Origin of the sequence: Porphyrobacter sp. SLTP, from assembly GCF_009905735.1 — a bacterium.
Lineage (GTDB): Bacteria > Pseudomonadota > Alphaproteobacteria > Sphingomonadales > Sphingomonadaceae > Erythrobacter.
On the sequence record NZ_JAAALE010000011.1, the window covers coordinates 22235 to 40005 of the forward strand.

At 64.3% G+C, this 17771-nt stretch carries 12 protein-coding genes; 5 read left to right on the top strand and 7 right to left on the bottom strand.

Features of this window, described 5'->3' with window-relative positions; all coding sequences use genetic code 11:
• Window positions 1–6: 6 nt before the first annotated feature.
• The 3 genes from GVM20_RS10620 (at window position 7) to GVM20_RS10630 (ending at window position 4184) form a co-directional block, all read left to right on the top strand.
• On the top strand, window positions 7–2148 hold the full coding sequence (locus GVM20_RS10620; RefSeq protein ID WP_166547172.1) for a dihydrolipoyl dehydrogenase family protein: 2142 nt from the start codon (window positions 7–9) through the stop codon (window positions 2146–2148).
• A gap of 5 nt (window positions 2149–2153) precedes the next feature.
• Window positions 2154–3425: a NupC/NupG family nucleoside CNT transporter gene (locus GVM20_RS10625; RefSeq protein WP_166547173.1), complete on the top strand. Its 1272-nt coding sequence runs from the start codon at window positions 2154–2156 to the stop codon at window positions 3423–3425.
• A gap of 153 nt (window positions 3426–3578) precedes the next feature.
• Window positions 3579–4184, top strand: a complete 606-nt coding sequence (locus GVM20_RS10630; RefSeq protein WP_166547174.1) for a CDP-alcohol phosphatidyltransferase family protein — start codon at window positions 3579–3581, stop codon at window positions 4182–4184.
• Here GVM20_RS10630 and GVM20_RS10635 read toward each other — a convergent pair.
• Complete coding sequence (locus GVM20_RS10635; RefSeq protein ID WP_166547175.1) at window positions 4181–4993, bottom strand: DUF1499 domain-containing protein; 813 nt, start codon at window positions 4991–4993, stop codon at window positions 4181–4183. The two genes, GVM20_RS10630 and GVM20_RS10635, sit on opposite strands and share 4 nt — an antisense overlap.
• Window positions 4994–5195: 202 nt before the next feature.
• On the opposite strand from GVM20_RS10635, the gene GVM20_RS10640 reads away from it, so the two are divergent.
• Window positions 5196–5705, top strand: a complete 510-nt coding sequence (locus tag GVM20_RS10640) for a c-type cytochrome (protein WP_234031957.1) — start codon at window positions 5196–5198, stop codon at window positions 5703–5705.
• Window positions 5706–5809: 104 nt separating this feature from the next.
• Here GVM20_RS10640 and GVM20_RS10645 read toward each other — a convergent pair whose 3' ends face one another.
• Window positions 5810–7330: a tryptophan halogenase family protein gene (locus GVM20_RS10645; protein ID WP_166547176.1), complete on the bottom strand. Its 1521-nt coding sequence runs from the start codon at window positions 7328–7330 to the stop codon at window positions 5810–5812.
• Window positions 7331–7350: 20 nt separating this feature from the next.
• Window positions 7351–8121, bottom strand: coding sequence for a DUF6445 family protein (locus GVM20_RS10650; RefSeq protein ID WP_353653142.1), 771 nt, complete (start codon window positions 8119–8121; stop codon window positions 7351–7353).
• A 337-nt stretch (window positions 8122–8458) separates the two neighbouring features.
• Here GVM20_RS10650 and GVM20_RS10655 point away from each other — a divergent pair, with 337 nt between their 5' ends.
• Window positions 8459–11263 carry a TonB-dependent receptor gene (locus GVM20_RS10655; protein ID WP_166547178.1) on the top strand — a complete coding sequence of 935 codons (2805 nt, stop codon included), beginning with the start codon at window positions 8459–8461 and terminating at the stop codon, window positions 11261–11263.
• A 245-nt stretch (window positions 11264–11508) separates the two neighbouring features.
• Here GVM20_RS10655 and GVM20_RS10660 read toward each other — a convergent pair whose 3' ends face one another.
• From GVM20_RS10660 to GVM20_RS10675, 4 genes are read right to left on the bottom strand one after another with little or no spacing between them, the layout of a single operon-like run.
• Window positions 11509–13026: a tryptophan halogenase family protein gene (locus tag GVM20_RS10660; protein ID WP_166547179.1), complete on the bottom strand. Its 1518-nt coding sequence runs from the start codon at window positions 13024–13026 to the stop codon at window positions 11509–11511.
• Window positions 13023–14054 (bottom strand): LacI family DNA-binding transcriptional regulator, encoded by a 1032-nt coding sequence (locus GVM20_RS10665; RefSeq protein ID WP_166547180.1) that lies wholly within the window; start codon window positions 14052–14054, stop codon window positions 13023–13025. The genes GVM20_RS10660 and GVM20_RS10665 overlap by 4 nt, the downstream gene beginning before the upstream one ends.
• Before the next feature lie 6 nt (window positions 14055–14060).
• Window positions 14061–15743, bottom strand: a complete 1683-nt coding sequence (locus tag GVM20_RS10670; protein WP_166547181.1) for an alpha-glucosidase — start codon at window positions 15741–15743, stop codon at window positions 14061–14063.
• On the bottom strand, window positions 15743–17581 hold the full coding sequence (locus tag GVM20_RS10675; protein WP_166547182.1) for an alpha-amylase family glycosyl hydrolase: 1839 nt from the start codon (window positions 17579–17581) through the stop codon (window positions 15743–15745). The genes GVM20_RS10670 and GVM20_RS10675 overlap by 1 nt, the downstream gene beginning before the upstream one ends.
• Window positions 17582–17771 lie beyond the last annotated feature (190 nt).

Sequence of the window (17771 nt, forward strand, 5' to 3'; positions counted from 1 at the left end):
GACCGTGTGAAAAAGCTTGCCATCCTCGCCGTGCTGGCCGCCATCATCGCGGCCTATTTCATCTTCGATCTCGGGCAATATCTCACGCTTGAGGGGATCAAGCAGTTGGTCGCCCAGTGGGAGGCCTTCTACGCCGAAAACCCGGTGATGGTCATCGCCGGGTTCTTCGCTGCCTATGTCGCAGTAACGGCAGCGTCGCTGCCCGGTGCGGCGATCATGACGCTGGCGGCGGGGGCGCTGTTCGGGGTGGTGACAGGGACGATCCTGGTCTCCTTCGCCTCGACCCTAGGGGCCACGCTGGCGTTCCTGTCCTCGCGCTATGTCCTGCGCGACACGATCGAGGCGCGCTTCGGTGAGCGGCTGAAGGCGATCAACGCCGGAATGGAGCGCGACGGGGCGTTCTACCTTTTCAGCCTGCGGATGATCCCGGCCTTCCCCTTCTTCGTGGTCAATCTGGTGATGGGCCTGACCCGCATCCGCACCCTGACCTATATCTGGGTGAGCCAGATCGGGATGCTGCTGGGCACGGCGGTCTATGTGAATGCGGGGACGCAGCTGGCGCGGATCGAGAGCCTCTCGGGCATCGCCTCACCCGGCGTGCTGGGCAGCTTCGTGCTGCTGGGCATTGCGCCGTGGCTGGCCAAGCTGGTGATCGGCCTGATCAAGCGGCGCAAGGTCTATGCAGGCTTCACCCGGCCCAAGAGCTTCGACCGCAATCTGGTGGTGATCGGCGCAGGCTCGGCGGGCCTGGTGTCGGCGCTGATCGCCGCGACGGTCAAGGCCAAGGTGACGCTGGTCGAGGCTAACGAAATGGGCGGCGATTGCCTCAACACCGGCTGCGTGCCGAGCAAGGCGCTGATCAAGAGCGCCAAGGTGGCGGCGATGATGCGCGGTGCGGACAAGTACGGTCTCACCCCGACCGAGCCGGATGTGCCATTCCGCGCCGTGATCGCCCGCGTGCTGGGCGCGGTGAAGGCCATCGAACCGCATGATTCGGTCGAACGCTACGAAGGTCTCGGCGTCGACGTGGTGAAGGGCTATGCGACAATCATCGACCCCTGGACGGTCGCAATCGCGCGCAATGATGGCGGCACGCAGCGCCTCACGACCCGCAGCATCGTGATTGCCAGCGGTGCGGAGCCGGTGGTGCCGCCGATCCCCGGTATCGATAGCAGCGGCTACCTCACCAGCGAGACGATGTGGGACGCCTTTGCCCAGATGGACACAGCCCCTGCGCGCGTTGCGGTGCTGGGCGGCGGGCCGATCGGGTGCGAGCTGGCGCAGGCGCTGGCGCGGCTGGGTTCGCAGGTAACGCAGGTCGAAATGGCCGACGCGCTGCTCGGGCGCGAGGATGCGGATGTGTCGGCGCTCGCCCGCAGCGTGCTGGAGGCAGACGGCGTGCGCGTGCTGACGGGCCACAAGGCGGTGCGGATCGAAGACCGCACGCTGATCGCCGAACAAGGCGGGCAGGAGGTGCGCATCCCCTTCGATGTGCTGCTCGTCGCCGTCGGGCGCAAGGCGCGGCTCACCGGGTTCGGGTTGGAGGATATCGGCGTCGACACCGCCAAGACCGTCGTCACCGATGAATTCCTCGCCACCAAATTCCCCAACATCTTTGCCGCCGGAGACGTCGCCGGGCCGTTCCAGTTCACCCACACCGCCAGCCATCAGGCCTGGTACGCCAGCGTCAACGCGCTGTTCGGGAGCCTGCGCAAATTCAAGGCGGATTACCGCGTGATCCCTGCCGTCACCTTCCTCGACCCGGAATTTGCCCGCGTCGGCCTTAACGAACGCGAGGCGGCCGAGCAGGGCATCGCGGTCGAAGTCACCCGCTACGACCTCGACGATCTCGACCGCGCGATTGCCGAGAGCGAGACCAGGGGCTTCGTCAAGGTCCTGACCCCCGCAGGCGGCAAGGACACAGTGCTGGGCGCGACTATCGTCGGCGCGCACGCGGGCGAATTGCTCGCCGAATATGTGCTGGCGATGAAGCACGGGATCGGGCTCAACAAGATTCTCGGCACAATCCACGCCTATCCCACCATGGTCGAAGCGAACAAGTTCGCGGCCGGAAACTGGAAGAAGGCGCACAAGCCCGAAGGCCTGCTCAACTGGGTCGAGCGCTATCACACCTGGATGCGGGGCTAGCCCGCGTGGAATTGTTCGACCAGCTGCGCGGGATCATCGGCATTGCGGTGCTGATCGGAATTGCATGGGCCATCAGCGAGAACCGCAAGGCCCATCCCGGCTGGCGCTGGATCGCAGGCGCACTCGCCTTGCAAGGCGTGCTGGCGGTGCTGATCGTGCGGGTGCCGATCGTCTGGCAGGCGGTCGGCCTCGTCAATAATGCGGTCAGCGCGGTCGAGGCGGCGACGCTCAAGGGCTCGTCCTATATGTTCGGCTATCTGGGCGGAGCGGAGCTGCCGTTCGCCTTGAAAGACGGCGCGCAGCCGCCGCTGGTGATCGCCTTCCAGATCCTGCCGCTGGTGATCGTCTTTTCCGCGCTCGCCGCGCTGCTGTGGCACTGGGGCGTGCTGCGCTGGATCGTGAATGGCTTGAGTTTCCTGCTGCGCCGATCGCTTGGCGTCTCGGGCGTCGTCGGCCTGTCGGGCGGGGCGAGCGTGTTTCTGGGCGTGGTCGAAGCGCCGCTGGTCACCCGCGCCTATTTCGCGCGGATCAGCCGAACGGAACTGTTCCAGATCATGACGCTGACCATGGCGACCATCAGCGGCGCGATCCTGATCCTCTACGCCACCACCCTGCGCGACACTGTGCCGGACGCGGTTGGCCATATGATCTCCGCCTCGCTGATCTCGCTCCCCGCTGCACTGCTGATTGCGCGGCTGATGGTGCCGGGGGCGCCCGACGATGTTGCGACCGAGGTCGAAAAGGAAGACCCGGGCCTGCGTTACGAGTCGAGCATCGACGCCATCGTCAAAGGCACCATGGACGGGATGCAGCTGTTCCTTGCCGTGATCGCGGTGATCATCACGGTGTTTGCGCTGGTGGCGCTGGTGGACATGGCGCTGGCGCTGCTGCCGCTGGTGGATGGCGATCCGCTCAGCCTCAAGCGGTTGCTCGGCTGGGGGCTGGCGCCGTTCATGTGGTTGCTTGGCGTGCCGTGGAGCGAGGCGCAGGCGGCGGGGGGATTGATGGGCACCAAGGCGGTGCTCAACGAATATGTCGCCTATCTCGAACTCGCCGCATTGCCGGACGGGACGCTGGGGCCGAGGAGCCTGCTGATCGTCACCTACGCCCTGTGCGGCGTGGCGAACCTCGCCAGTGTCGGCTTGCTCGTCTCGACCATCGGGACGCTCTGCCCGGAACGCCGCGCCGAGGCGGCGGGGCTGGGGATGAAGAGCTGGATTTCCGGCAACCTCGCCAGCGCGATGACGGGGGCGTGGATCGGGCTGGTGACGTGGTGAGGGTGAGGAAGGTTACCCCTCCGTCAGCGCTTCGCGCTGCCACCTCCCCATCCTTTCAGGACGGGGAGGAACTCGCTCCGTCTCGTCCCTCCCCGTTGCAAAGCAATGGGGAGGTGGCAGCGCCGCACGGCGCTGAAGGAGGGGTTTCCCCTCATGCTTGACGCCCGGCTGCGCCCCTTGATCGACCCGCCCCTCAACGCTGTCGGTCGCGTGCTGGCAGGCGCAGGCGTGACCGCCAATGCCCTGACCTTCACCGGCCTCGCGTTGGGCCTTGGCGGTGCCGGGGCCATCGCACTGGGCCATCTTGGCTGGGGCCTGGCGCTCATCATCGCCAATCGCATCGCTGACGGGCTCGACGGCGCGGTGGCGCGCGTGCGGGGGCCGAGCGACCTTGGCGGCTATTTCGACATCGTCGCTGACTTCGCCTTCTACGTCAGCATCCCCGTCGCTTTCGGCATCCTCAGTCCCGCCAACACCCTGCCCGCGCTGGTGCTGGTGGCGAGCTTCGTGCTGACGGGGGTGAGCTTCCTCGCCTTCGCGGTGATCGCGGGCAAGCGCGGCGCGACCACCGAGGCGCATGGGAAGAAGAGCTTCTTCTACTCCACGGGGCTCGCCGAAGGGGCCGAGACCATCGCCGTCTTCATCGCCATGTGCGCCATGCCCGAATGGTTCGGGGGGTTGGCCTATGCCTATGCCGGCCTATGCGTGCTCACCGTGATCCAGCGCAGCGCGATGGCGGTCAGCACGTTTCGCGATTAGCGACTGGCCGCGCCCAGCAGCGCCTCTGTCCGCGCGCGCAGGTCGATGATCCGCGCGGTGTTCGCGCCGAGATCGCTGATGCCGACGCGGCTGACCGAACGGAAGTCGATCTGGCTGTCACCCACGCGGGCGACGACATCATCCTTGAAGCCGAACCAGAAGCTGCTCGCGACGCCCTCAACGATGCCGATTTCGTTATCGGTGCGGATGTCAGTGAGGCCCATCGCTGCCATGGCCGCCGCAACCGCTGCTAGACCTTCCTGCTTGCTCGCACCGCCAAGGGGCAGCGGGGCGGGGCGATCCTTGCGGTCGGTGATGATCTGCGCGTGGGATTTGACCGCCAGCTCGGGCGAGACCCGTTCCTTGTAAAGTTCCAGCTGACCCAGCGGGATCTGGTAATCGCTCAGCGGATTGGCCCCAGCCTCAGCGCGCGCATCCAGCGTCGCGGCGGAAAACAGCGGCGGGTTGCCGGTGTCGGTGGCGATGTCGTGGATCGGGTTCTGTTCGGCCTTGCCGCCAGCGCTCATGAACATGACCAGCGCAGCGCCCGGCGCCAGCAGGCCGAGAATCGCTGCGGCCAGCGGGCCGTTGCGGCGCGGTTTGGCGCGGGCCGACAGGATTAGCGAAACCAGCGCGACCAGCGCAGTCACCCCCAGCACGATCATGCCGCCGAAGAAGGTCAGCGTCATCAATCCGATCTGCCAGCTCCAGATCCCGACTTTGGTGCCCAGCGCGGCAATCGCGAAATAGAGCGGGATGAATGCCAACAGGGCGAGAACGAGCTTGGTGTGCTTGGGCAGGTTTGTCATGCCCGCAGTCATAACGTCAGGTGCGCGCATGGCAATCTTTGTGGCACGGGCCTGAAACCCTTTGCGGGCCTGCGCGTTGCTGGATTACGGTATCTGGGGAGAGGGCCTTGGCACACGTGAAGTCCCGCTTTCCATGCCCGAAAATCTGGTTTAAAGCCCGCTGGGATGCGGGAGGAACAAGTTGTTCAGAGGACAGATAACCATGAAGCGTAATTTCCTGATGGGCGCGGCCGCGCTGGCGAGCCTCGTTACCCTTTCGGCTTGCGGCGGCGGTGCTGGCGGCGACGCCAACGCTCCGGCCCCGGCGGCTACCGAAGATGCCATGGCCGTCGAAACCCCGGCGGCGGCAGAAACCCCGGCGGCGGCTGCTGCTGATGGTGCCAAGGTCGAATATGCCAGCTTCACCACTGACGCCGCAGCCGGCGAAAAGGTGTTCGCGGCTTGCCGCACCTGCCACGTGTTCGACGAAGGTGTGAACCGCGTCGGCCCGTCGCTGCACAAGATCGTTGGCCGCAAGTCGGGCTCGGTTGCTGGCTTCAGCTACTCGGACGCCAACAAGAACAGCGGCATCACCTGGACGCCGGACGTGCTGTTCGCGTATCTTGAAGATCCCAAGGGCTACATCCCGGGCACCAAGATGGCCTTCCCGGGCGTCAAAGACGCGCAGAAGCGTGCTGACCTGGTCGCCTATCTGGAAGCCCAGTCGAAGTAATTCATCGCCCCCGGGCGAGAATGATGGGGCGGCGCGGGACACTGCGCCGCCCTTTTTCGTGGGCGGTTCGGCGCGGCAAGGCGTTTCCGCTTGAGGGGTAAGCCTCAGGCGGCCAGCAAGCTCGCGTCGGCGGGGCAGTGCTGGCGCAGATAGTCCTCATGAGTCGGCAGGCTGGCGATGCTGCGCGCAATCAGGGTGCGCAGGTTGGCGAGGAATTCGGTGAGCTGCTGCGGCGCGATCTGATCGGCCATCGGATCGTAATCCGCCGGCATGATACCTTGGCCCAGCATCACCTGCACCCAGCTCGCATCACGGAACAGATCATCGTGATCACGCCCGACTCGGCCTGACGCGGCAAACAGCGCCAGCTTGTGCGTCAGGCTGTCGGGCACGTCCATATGCTTGCAATAGCGCCAGAATTCCGAATCCTCGCGGTCTGTCCGGTGGTAGTGCAGGATCAGGAAATCGCGGATTTGCGCGAACTCGGCGGTGCAGCGGCGATTATATTCGTCCCGCATCGGCGCCGGATCGCCGGCCCGCGGGAAGAGCTGGATCAACCGGCTCACATGCGCCTGGATCAGGTGGATCGAGGTCGATTCGAGCGGTTCGAGGAACCCGCTCGACAGGCCAATCGCCGCGCAGTTGTGCGCCCAGAAGGTCTCGCGCCGCCCGGTGGTGAAGCGGATCGGGCGCGGATCGCCCAGCGCCTTGGTGTCGAGACCCGCCATCAGCGTGTCGGCGGCGGCCTCGTCTGTAGTGAAGCCGCTCGAATAGACGTGCCCGTTGCCGGTGCGGTGCTGCAAGGGGATGCGCCACTGCCAGCCTGCGTCCTTCGCCGTGGCGCGGGTGTAGGGCACCAGCGTCGGCAGCCGCTCGCTCGGCACGGCCAGCGCGCGGTCACACGGGAGCCAGCGCGACCAGTCCTCATAACCCACCCCCAGCGTCTCGCCCAGCAGGAGCGAGCGGAAGCCGGTGCAATCGATGAAGAAATCGCCTTGGACGCGCGTGCCATTCTTCAGGGTGATCGCGGTGATGTCACCGGACTCGCCATCGCGCTCGACGGCATCGACGATCCCCTCGGTCCGCGTCACCTCGCGCTTTTCGCTATAGGCGCGCAGGAACAGGGCATAGCGGCTGGCGTCGAAATGATAGGCATAGGCGAGGCCCGTCATCGCCGTATTCCCGACCCGGTCGAGCTTGCCGAAGCGGGCCTGGGATGCCGCCTGCTGGTGCAGCGAATAGTCCCACAGGCCCTTGGGATCGGGCGTGTCGCCTGCGCTGCGCCGCCAATAGTGGTGGAAGGCGACATTGCCGAGGTTCATGCCCGTATCGCCGAAGGTGTGGAGATAGCGGCTGCCCTTCTTGCCCCAGTCGACGAATTCAATCCCGAGTTTGAAAGTGCCCGAAGTCGCGCGCAGAAACTCATGCTCGTCGATACCGAGGATCGTGTTCAGCCGGATGATTTGCGGGATCGTCGCCTCGCCCACGCCGACCGTGCCGATCGCCTCGCTCTCGACCAGTTCGATGGTCAGGCGTTCGCCCAGCAAGCGGCTGAAGGCGGCGGCGGTGATCCAGCCCGCCGTCCCGCCGCCGACAATCACGAGTTTCCTGACCTCTGGTTGCATCGTCCTGTCCCTGTTGTGCCCTATCCCGCCGCCGGGCGGAAGAAGGCATTGATCGTCAGCCGACCCTCGGCAGGGTCAGCGCTCAATGGCGCGGCATTGTCGATCACCCCGCTGTGCAGGATGTTGCCGCGATAGAAGACCGCACTGTTGAACGCGCCGGGGACCGCGTGAACCCGCTCGAAATGCGGGGCGCCATCGGTGGGGTAGGCGGCTGGCGGCAGTCCGGCGCGCGCGACCTCAGCCTGCACCGCAGCCGCATAGCGCGGGAAGTCATTGGCAGTCAGCGACTCGAGCCCGGTCGTCCGGTGGCGGAAGAACGCCGTACCGCCGTGTCCGGTGCGGTGAAGGTAGAGCATCATCGCAATCTGCGTCGGATCGGTGCCATCGACATGCGGCAGGCACTGGATCGGCGCGAGCTTGGCGGGCGGGGTGGTCACCAGCGAATACCACGCCTGCATCTCCCACGGGCGGCCATAGGGCCCAAACCACTGATCCAGCAGCGGTGTCAGCTTGGTGATCCAGGCGCGGCAGATTGCCGGATCAAGCGGTGCCCGCACCCCGGGATATTGCGGTGTGATTTCTGCAAAATCTTGCAAATTGGCTTGTGAAATGACTGTTTCAGGCGCTTCGAGAAATCCGTCTATGCTCACAAGCGTATGATTAGACGCCGAAAATGCCCCAGTCTGCACGTGCGCGAGGGAGACGCCCCATCCTTCGGGGGCTGATTGTTGGATAGAAGTGGGCGATATGGCCATGGAGGCAAGCCTATCAAACTCCGGGATACAGTCCATCTGGAAAGTCTAGACCAATGAAATAACTAGGAAATAGCGCGCATTTTGCGGCGTCAAAAGCCATCCAGCCGCGAGGTGATCAGGCTTGTGTCCATGCTGCACTGCGGCATCGACAAAAACTGTGTCAAACTGGCAACATTTCATCTCGTTGCAATGCGCGAAAGCCTATGTGAACGTTGCCAAAAATCTCGCAAAACATTGAAATAGCACAGTTATATACAAATTTTCCGTTGATCCTCCGCATCTGCTTTTTCGCGATTTACCTGAGGTTCATGTTGGGCTATGAAAAAAACTGCAAAAGCGCACGTTGAGGGGCGCTTGCGGGAGGGGATTTCTGATGAAAGCGAATGGCATCAATGCAACCGCGCGCCTGCTGTGCGGGGCCGCAACGTTCCTGGCACTGGCCGTCACCGGCACGCCGGTCATGGCGCAAGAGGCTGAAGAGCCGGCTGCCGTCGAAGGCGAGGGCGACGACATCGTCGTCACCGGCATTCGCGGATCGATCCAGTCCTCGCTTGATGCCAAGCGCGAAGCGACCTCGATCGTCGAAGTGATCACCGCTGAAGATCTCGGCCTGCTCCCCGACCTCTCGATTGCCGATACCCTCGCGCGCCTGCCCGGCGTCACAGCCCAGCGCGTGCGTGGCCGTTCGCAGTCGGTCTCGATCCGCGGCCTCGGTCCGGACTTCTCGCTCGCGTTGCTCAATGGCCGCGAAGTCGTGTCAGCGGGTAACAACCGCGGCATCGAGTTCGACCAGTTCCCGTCCGAACTGATCGGCACCGGCGTCGTCTACAAGACCGGTGACGCCCAGCTCGCCGCGATCGGCATCGCCGGTGCGGTCGATCTGCGCACCATTAAGCCGCTCGATTCGAAGAAGCGCCAGATCACCGTGTCGGGCACCTACACGATCAATGACAATGGCTCGCTCAACCCCGATTTCGGCGCTGACGGCTATCGCTTCTTCACCAGCTACATTGATCAAAACGCCGATGGCACCATCGGCTGGTCGATCGGCGCCACCACCCAGGCGATCCCGACCCAGATCATCCAGCGCGAACTGAAAACCAACAACGGCCAGACCGCCCGCACCCCCGCTGGCGTCATCTTCCCCCGCGACAACCCGCGTCAGGGTTCCCAAAGCCGCGAATTCAAGCGCACCTCGGTCGCCGGCAGCTTGCAGTTCGAGCCGACCGACCGCTTCTCGCTGACGGTCGATTCGTTCTACACCAAGACCGAGGACGCCGGCATCTTCCGCGGCACCGAGACCCCGATCGCTTCGTGGAGCTTCGATGGCGGTGCCCAGGTTGACCAGGTGACCGGTTCCGGTCCCTTCGCTGAGAGCGCGACCTATTCCAACGTCTATCCGATCCTGCGCACCGACACTGAGGGTGCCGATACCGAAATCTTCGCGATCGGCGGGAACATGGAATGGAAGGCGACCGACAACCTCGGCTTCGTGCTCGATTACGGCTATTCGACACTCAACCGTAACGATATCGACTATGAATCCTATGCCGGCACCGGGCCCAACGGCACCGGTCCGGCCGACAGGCTGACCTTCACCTTCCCGGAAGACGGTCAGTACACGATCGACACCCAGCTCGATTACACCGATCCGGGCAACTTGCTGCTGATCGATCCGGGCGGCTGGGGCCAGGTCGGCTTCCTGCGCGTGCCGGAAACCAATGACGAGCTCCACCAGCTGCGTGCTGAAACCTACTGGGAGTTCGATGGCGGCTTCATCGACCGCATCGTCGCCGGCTGGCTCTACACCGACCGCAGCAAGGATTTCGACAACAACGGTATCTTCCTCCGGGCGGGTGCGGGCTTCACCAACGGGCCAGGCGGCAACAGCGCGCCGATCCCCAGCAGCCTCATCATCGGTTCGAGCGACTCCAAGGGCATCGGGCTTGATATCCTTGCCTATGACCCCACTCCGCTGCTGACCAATGGCACCTATGTGCAGCAGGCCGCGACTGACGATACCGAATGGCTCGTGGAAGAGAAGGTCCACAACTTCTACATCCAGGCCAATATCGACGGCGACCTCGGCTCGGTGCCGGTGCGCGGCAATATCGGCCTGCGCTATGTCGATACCGAGCAGTCCTCGGTCGGCACACTCTCGGGCGGTGCCATCAACGACGTGAGCTTCAGCTACGACAACTGGCTGCCGAGCGCGAACCTCGCCTTCGAGGTGATGGAGGACACCTTCATCCGTGTCGCCTTCGCCAAGACGATCACCCGCGCGCGGCTCGATCAGCTGGCGGCCAACCAGAACCTGACGTTCAATCCGCTGGTCTGCCGTGACACCAACGGCGATCAGGTGCCGGATTCGATCGTCCCCGGGGCTTTCAACCCGCCCGCCAACGTGTGCTTCACCGTCAGTGGCGGCAACCCGACCCTCCAGCCTTACCGCTCGACCTCGTTCGACGTTTCCTTCGAGAAGTATTTCTCGCCCGGCACCGCGATCATCGTCGCCGCGTTCCACAAGGACCTGTCGGACTGGGTAATCAATCAGCCGGCCGTGATCGACTTCACCCAGCAGATCGAGAACGCCGGGTTCGGCTCGATCCTTCAGTCGGCGCCGGACATCGCGGTCGGTGCCTTCGACGGTCCGGTCAACTTCTCCGACGGCAAGATCACCGGGATCGAAGGCACGTTGCGCCTGAACTTCGGTGACTTCAGCGATGCGCTCGACGGCTTCGGCGGGTTCTACTCGATCACCTATTCGGATGCCGAAATCACCCCCCCGGGCAACGACCCGATCTCGATCCCGGGCTATTCGGACCTGACCTGGTCGGGCGACGTCTTCTACGAAAAGTACGGTTTCCGTGCCAAGCTCGCCGCGCGCTATCGTGGTGGCTTCCTGTCGGAAGTCCCGAACTTCTCGGGCGGGCTTGAAGGTGCCGAGGCACGCAGCGAGACGATCCTCGACGCGCAGATTGGCTACACCTTCAGCAACGAAGGCAGCTTCCTCAACGGGGTGCAAGTTCTCGCGGAAGTGTTCAACCTGACCAATCAGCCCTTCGTGACCCAGAACCCGCTGCGCAACGCTGCCAACACCGAGACGATCGGCAACTTTGCGAGCCGCCACGAGCTCTACGGACGGACCTTCCAGTTCACGCTCCGCAAGACGTTCTGACGTCGGCGCCCTCAGGTCGCTTTGAGGGTTGCAGGGGGCTCGCCAGCAATGGCGGGCCCCTCACCATATCCGCCAGGCAGGTGTTAACTTACGCGCATGGATGGTGGCAGAATGGCGAACATGACCCGCGCTCGCCCCGTGCTGCCCGATGCATATGCGGGTCTGCGCCGCGCGCGGATTTTCGTCCCTGAACAGTGTCTCAGGTGTCTCCAACAGGCGTGTGCGCTGCCGGGAAGACGCAGGCCTCAGCCGGGGATTGGCGACGCAGCGCAGTGCCGGGCGACGAAATCGCTGTGACTCGGCATGGCCGCCACGGCTTCGCTCATTGCCGCGCGGATCTGCGCGAGCCGCTCGGCCACTGGCACGCCTTCGCGCATTGCAGCAAGCGCAGGCGCCCGGTTCGGGACGATCCCCTGACCCAGATAGACCGCAATCCAGCTGGGGTTGGCAAACAGCTCCTGCGGCTCGGCCACCAGCATCCCGTGGGCGCGGAAATGGTCGATCTTGTATTGCAGGCTGTCGGGGATCGGCATGGCCGCGCAGTAGCGCCACAGCTCGGAATCGTCGCGCTCAGTCGCCTTGTAATGGAGGATCAGGAAGTCCCTGATGAGCTCGTATTCGCGGGCGGTCTGCGCGTTGTACTCGCGCGCCAGCAGCGGTGACATGGCGCTGTCCGGCAGCAGGGCGATGAGCCGCAGGATGCCGTATTGGATGAGGTGAAGACTGGTCGATTCCAGCGGCTCCATAAAGCCCGCCGACAGCCCGATGGCGACACAGTTGCGCTTCCAGAATTCGCGGCGCTTGCCCGTGACGAAGCGCAAGGGGCGCGGATCGGCCAGAGCCTTGCCGTCGAGATTGGCGAGCAGCGTGGCGCTGGCCTCGTCCTCGGAGATGAACTCGCTGCAATGGACATAGCCGTTGCCGGTGCGGTGTTGGAGCGGGATGCGCCACTGCCAGCCTGCCTCACGCGCGGTGGAGCGGGTGTAGGGGGTGAACGCGCCCTTTTCGCTCGGCACCGCAACCGCGCGGTCGCAGGGGAGCCAGTGCTGCCAGTTGTCGTACCCCGCCTCCAGCGCCTCCTCGATCAGCAGACCCCGGAAACCGCTGCAATCGATGAAGAATTCGCCCGCGATGCGCGTGCCATCATCAAGCAACACGCTGTCAACGAACCCGTCATGACTGCGCAACGCCACGTCAACGACCTTGCCTTCCTTGCGCACCACGCCCCGCGCCTCGGCGAACCGGCGCAGGTACGCGGCATAGAGCCCCGCATCGAAGTGATAGGCATAGTCGAAGGTCGACTGGATCAGGCGGCGGTCGGCCGAAGGGTGGCTGAACTTGCCGGCCTTGGCCATCGCCCAGCACATCGAGAAATCGTCAATCGGGCCGTCGATCCGGCCTTCAAGGCTCTCACGCATCCAGTGGTGATAGAAGGGAACATTGTCGAATTCGGCGCCATGCTGGCCGAAGGGGTGAAAATAGGAATGCCCCTTGCGCCCCCAATCGACGAATTCGATCCCGAGCTTGTACGACCCCTGCGTCTCACGCACGAAGGTCGCCTCGTCGATGCCGAGGCGCTGGTTGAAGTTGCGGATCGGCGGAATGGTCGCCTCGCCCACGCCGACGGTGCCGATGGCCTCGCTCTCGATCAGCGTGATGGCGCAGGATCGTCCGACCGCATGGGAAAGCGCCGCCGCCGTCATCCAGCCCGCGCTGCCGCCGCCGACAATCACGATGCTTGTGAGCGGAGCGGGCTGGCTCATCCCCCGCAGCTTTCGCGGATAAGCAGGCTGGTTTCCAGCCGCTGCGAAATCGCCGGGCCGTCACCCTTGTCGATCAGCTTCGACACCAGCATCCTTCCGGCAAGATTGGCGTCCTGATCGATCGTGGTGAGCTGCGGGGTGACGAGGCGCGCGGCGGGGATGTTGTCGTAGCCGACCACTGAAACATCCTCCGGCACCCGCATGCCCGAACGCGTCAGCGCCCGGATCGCGCCGATGGCGATCAGGTCACTGACGGCGAACACCGCATCGAACTTGAGCCCGCGCGCAATCGCGCTGCGCACCGCGGCTTCGGCCGAGTGGACTTCGAAATGGGCGGGGACGATCAGCTCGTCATCCAGCGCGACCCCTGCCTGATCCAGCGCCTGCTTGTAGCCGCGGAAGCGCTGTTCAGCCTCGGGCGCTTCGGTATCGCCGAGGAACAGGATGCGGCGGCGGCCAAGGCGCGCAAGGTGGGCGGTCGCCCGCCTGCCGCCCGCGACATTGTCCGATCCGATCGCGCAATATTGCGCATCGGGAAACTCCGCGCCCCACACCACAAAGCGATTGTCGCGCGCGGCCAGCGCGTTGAATTCGTGGTGCAGCGAGCTTTGCCCGATGAAGATCACCCCGGTCGCGCGGCTGGTGCTCATCGCGTAATCGAGATCGAGGCCCGCGCGCGGGCTCAGGTGGCTGATGATCAGGTCCGCGTTCCGTTCCCGCGCGGCTTCGGCGATCCCGGCCAGCAGTTCGAGGAAGAACGGGTCGGACACCCGGCTATCGCGCGCCTGCGGGGCGGGGACGACGACCGCGATGGTCGCATCCGCGCCGATCGGCCCGCTCGGCATCGACGCGCGGAACTCGTAATCATGCGCGCGGGCGATTTGCCAGATTTGTTGCTTGGTCCGGCGCTTGACCGAGGGACTATCGTTCAGCGCGCGGCTGACCGTGGAGATCGATACCCCGGCCTCACGCGCGATATCCTCAAGCGTCGCGCTGCGCCGGGATGCGGGGGAAAGTGTATCGGTCATTCGTCCTCAGCTGCCCGTCACCACAGCCCAATAGCCGGTGCCGGGGGCGAGATCGTGCGACAAGGCGGCCGCCGTGTCGACTGTGTTTTGGGTAGCGATCACACTCACGCTGCCAAGTTCCGACGGAGGGCTCCACCGGACAGGCGCTTCGCCGAGGTTGAAGACGCAGAGCACCGCGCCGCTTTCGTCCTGGCGCAGGAAGGCGAGGATATCTTCCGGGCTGTCGATCAGCGCAATATCGCCATGCACCAGCGCCGGATGGGTCCGCCGCAGGCGCAGCAGCTGGCGCGCGTAACCGAGGGTCGAGGCGGGGTCTGATGCCTGACTGTCGACAGCAAAGCCGGTGTGCACCGGATCAAGCTTGAGCCAGGTGCGGTTGGCGTTCGAGAACCCCGCTTGCGGGGCATTGGCCGACCATGGCATCGGGGTGCGGGCACCGTCGCGGCCCAAGGTGTGCGGCCAGTTGGCGATGGCTTCGGGGTCTTGCAGGTCTTCGAAGGCGACCTCGCCCTGCGGCAAGCCCAGTTCTTCGCCCTGATAGATGATCGGATTGCCGCGCAAGGAAAGGAGCAGCAGCAGGTTGAGCCGCGCGGCGCGCGCCATGTCGCCATCCAATGTCCAGCGCGTCACCGCGCGCGGGGCATCATGGTTCGAGAACGCCCAAGACGGCCAGCCTTCGCCCGGTTCCCCGCTCCATTGCGACAGACTGGCGCGGACCACGCCCGCCGTCAGGCGCGGGGCGTAGAGGAAGTCGAAGTTGTACGCGGAATCGAGCCGCTTGCCGCCTTCGGTAAAGGCCTTCATTTCCGCCAGCGGCTCCGGCCCACCGACCTCGGCAACGGTGAAGCGGCCGGGGAATTCGTCGATCGTCGCCCGGATGCGTTCGAGGAAGCCGGTGATGTCGGGGTGCGACTGGTTGTACTGCTTGACCTGCATGTCGAACGGGCGGGTTACCAGTTCCATCGGCAGCCCGCTGGGCGGATTGTCGCGCAGGTCGGGGTCATGCATCGAGAAGTTGAGCGCATCCAATCGGAACCCGTCCACCCCTCGGCTGAGCCAGAACCGCGCCACATCCAGCAGCGCATCCTGCACTTCGACGTTATGGACGTTGAGGTCGGGCTGGCTGGTGAGGAAGTTGTGCAGGTAATACTGCTTCCTCGGCCCATCCCACTGCCACGCCGAACCGCCGAACACCGACTGCCAGTTTGACGGCGGCGAGCCATCGGGCTTGGGATCGGCCCAGACATACCAGTCGGCCTTGGGATTGGTGCGATCGGCACGGCTTTCCTGAAACCACGCGTGCTCGTCCGATGTGTGCGAATAGACCTGATCGATAATGACCTTCAGGCCGAGGCTGTGCGCCTTGGCGATGATCCGGTCGAAATCGGCGAAGTTGCCGAAGCTGGGGTCGATCCCGCAATAATCGGCCACATCATAGCCGAAATCCTTCATCGGCGAGGTGAAGAAGGGCGAAATCCAGATGCCGTCAACGCCAAGATCGGCGATGTAGTCCAGCCCCTCGGCAATCCCGGCAAGATCGCCGATCCCGTCGCCGTTGGTGTCGCGGAAGCTGCGCGGATAAATCTGGTAGATGACAGCGCCGCGCCACCAGGCCCCCAAGCGATCGGTGTCGCTGGCGGCGGTATCGACGGCGGCTTGCGGGCCAGCGCAGGACTGGGCGGATGCCATTAGTCGTCAGTCTCCAGAATGCAGGCGGCAAAGCCGAAAGCGGGCAGCGCAATAGCGACCGTTCCCGGCGCGGTGAGGGCGGTCGGACAATTGCCGATGAGCGGCGCGACACCGCTCGCCCGGTAGCTTACCTCGACATGGTGCGAAAGCGCCGATGCGCTCGTATTGAACACCGCCAGCACCCGCTGTCCGGTTTCGGGATCATACCGCTCGACCGCGAGCAGGCCGGGGGCGGTTTCGGTGAAAGCGCGCACTTCGGACAGGCCGCGCCGCAGCGCCGGGCTGGCCGTGCGCGCCGCCGACAGATCGGCGATCAGGCGATAGAGCGGGTGGGCGGTGTCGAAGTTGCTCTGCGCCGTGGTGGCTGTGGTGCCGATCAGCCTGTTGTCGTTATAGACCGCGACCTTGCTGGGGAACATGTCCTCGCGTGCCAGCTGGTCATTGCCGTCCGAGATGAAGCCCTGTTCGTCGCCGTAATAGACCGTCGGCACGCCGCGCAGCAGGAACATCATCGCATGGCCAAGCTTGACCCGCGCCAACAGGGCCTCGGCATCATCCGAACCGCTCATGTCGCGCACGAACATCGAAAAGCGGCCGAAATCGTGATTGCCGAGGAAGGTCGGCAGGCCCAGCGCGGTTTTTGCGCCGCCGGGGTAAATCGCGTCCTGCTGGAGGAATTCGGCCATCAGCCGCGGCCCGGCCTTGCCGCTCGCAACCAGCTGCGCGGCCTTCGCAAAGCCCATGTCGAGCGCATAAGGCAGCTGGCTTTCCGCCATCACCTGCGCAGCGAGCGTGGCGGTGGGTTCTTCGTAAGCGATCTCACCGAAGATGTGGAAGTGGTCGATCCCCTTGGCCTTGGCGCGGGCCAGAATGGGAGGGACGAAGGCCTGCCAGAACTCCGGGTTCACATGCTTGGCCGTGTCGATCCGGTAGCCGTCGATCCCGTAATCGTCGATCCACTGGCCGAAGATGTCGATCATGCCCTCGACGACGCGGGGATGCTCGGTCGCGAGATCATCAAGGCCCGAAAAGTCGCCATAGACACTGCTTTCCCCCACCCAGTGCGAATTGCCGCGGTTGTGGTAGAGCGTCACGTCATTCAGCCACGCGGGCACTTTCACGTTTTTCTCTGCTGCGGGCACCACGGGGGTATAGGCGAAGGCGGGGTCGGTAAGCTTGGCCCAATTGGCGGGATCGGCGTTTTCGTCCCCCGCAAAGCCCGGGTTGATCGGCGCGCCGGTCGGACCGCCCTTGCGCCCGTAGGGATAATCGCCCTTGCTGCGATAGGCATAGCCGTTGGCCGGCCCCTCGGCATAGTCGATCACATCGGCGGTGTGGTTGATGATGATGTCCATATAGACCTTCATCCCGCGCGCATGGGCGGCATCGACGAAGGCCTTGAATTCGGCATTGGTGCCGAAATGCGGATCAATCTGCGTGAAGTCCGTCACCCAGTAACCGTGGTAGCCCGCGCTTTCCTGACCGGGGAGCCCTTGCACCGGCTTGTTCTTGAACACCGGCGCGAACCAGATTGCTGTGACGCCCATGCCCTGAATGTAATCGAGCTTGGCGGTCAGCCCCTTGAGGTCACCGCCGTGGTAGAAGCCTTTGTGGGTCGGGTCGAAGCCGTGATCGAACACGCCGCCCTTGATCCCGCCGCGGTCGTTCGAGGTGTCCCCGTTCTCGAACCGGTCGGGCAGGACGAAATAGATGATCTCGTCTTCAAGCTGGCGCTCGGAAATGGGGGCGGCGCCCGATGGTTCGGCCGCAACCGGCGCTCCCGCCAAAGCGGTGCCCGCGCACAGCACAGCCGCTAAGCTCACGAAGATTCGCGTCATGACCCAACTCCCTCCGGCAGCTTTTCTGACACTTCAAAAGAGAATTTGCAAATCTTTGTGAAAAGTCGAAGTGGGCTACGGATCATGCATCAAATCATTGAAAAACAACGATAACAAAGCACAACGGAAAGGTAAGCGGTAAATTTTATTGAGATTATCGGAAAGTTTCTTGCAAATTTTTGCAAGGCGT

What these genes read in the sequence shown, in the direction of transcription:
- GVM20_RS10630 (WP_166547174.1), top strand. Translation starts at nt 3,579, where the DNA reads ATGCTTGACGCCCGGCTGCGCCCCTTGATCGACCCGCCCCTCAACGCT.
- GVM20_RS10635 (WP_166547175.1), bottom strand. Translation starts at nt 4,993, where the DNA reads ATGACAAACCTGCCCAAGCACACCAAGCTCGTTCTCGCCCTGTTGGCA.
- GVM20_RS10640 (WP_234031957.1), top strand. Translation starts at nt 5,196, where the DNA reads ATGAAGCGTAATTTCCTGATGGGCGCGGCCGCGCTGGCGAGCCTCGTT.
- GVM20_RS10645 (WP_166547176.1), bottom strand. Translation starts at nt 7,330, where the DNA reads ATGCAACCAGAGGTCAGGAAACTCGTGATTGTCGGCGGCGGGACGGCG.
- GVM20_RS10650 (WP_353653142.1), bottom strand. Translation starts at nt 8,121, where the DNA reads ATGGACTGTATCCCGGAGTTTGATAGGCTTGCCTCCATGGCCATATCG.
- GVM20_RS10655 (WP_166547178.1), top strand. Translation starts at nt 8,459, where the DNA reads ATGAAAGCGAATGGCATCAATGCAACCGCGCGCCTGCTGTGCGGGGCC.
- GVM20_RS10660 (WP_166547179.1), bottom strand. Translation starts at nt 13,026, where the DNA reads ATGAGCCAGCCCGCTCCGCTCACAAGCATCGTGATTGTCGGCGGCGGC.
- GVM20_RS10665 (WP_166547180.1), bottom strand. Translation starts at nt 14,054, where the DNA reads ATGACCGATACACTTTCCCCCGCATCCCGGCGCAGCGCGACGCTTGAG.
- GVM20_RS10670 (WP_166547181.1), bottom strand. Translation starts at nt 15,743, where the DNA reads ATGGCATCCGCCCAGTCCTGCGCTGGCCCGCAAGCCGCCGTCGATACC.
- GVM20_RS10675 (WP_166547182.1), bottom strand. Translation starts at nt 17,581, where the DNA reads ATGACGCGAATCTTCGTGAGCTTAGCGGCTGTGCTGTGCGCGGGCACC.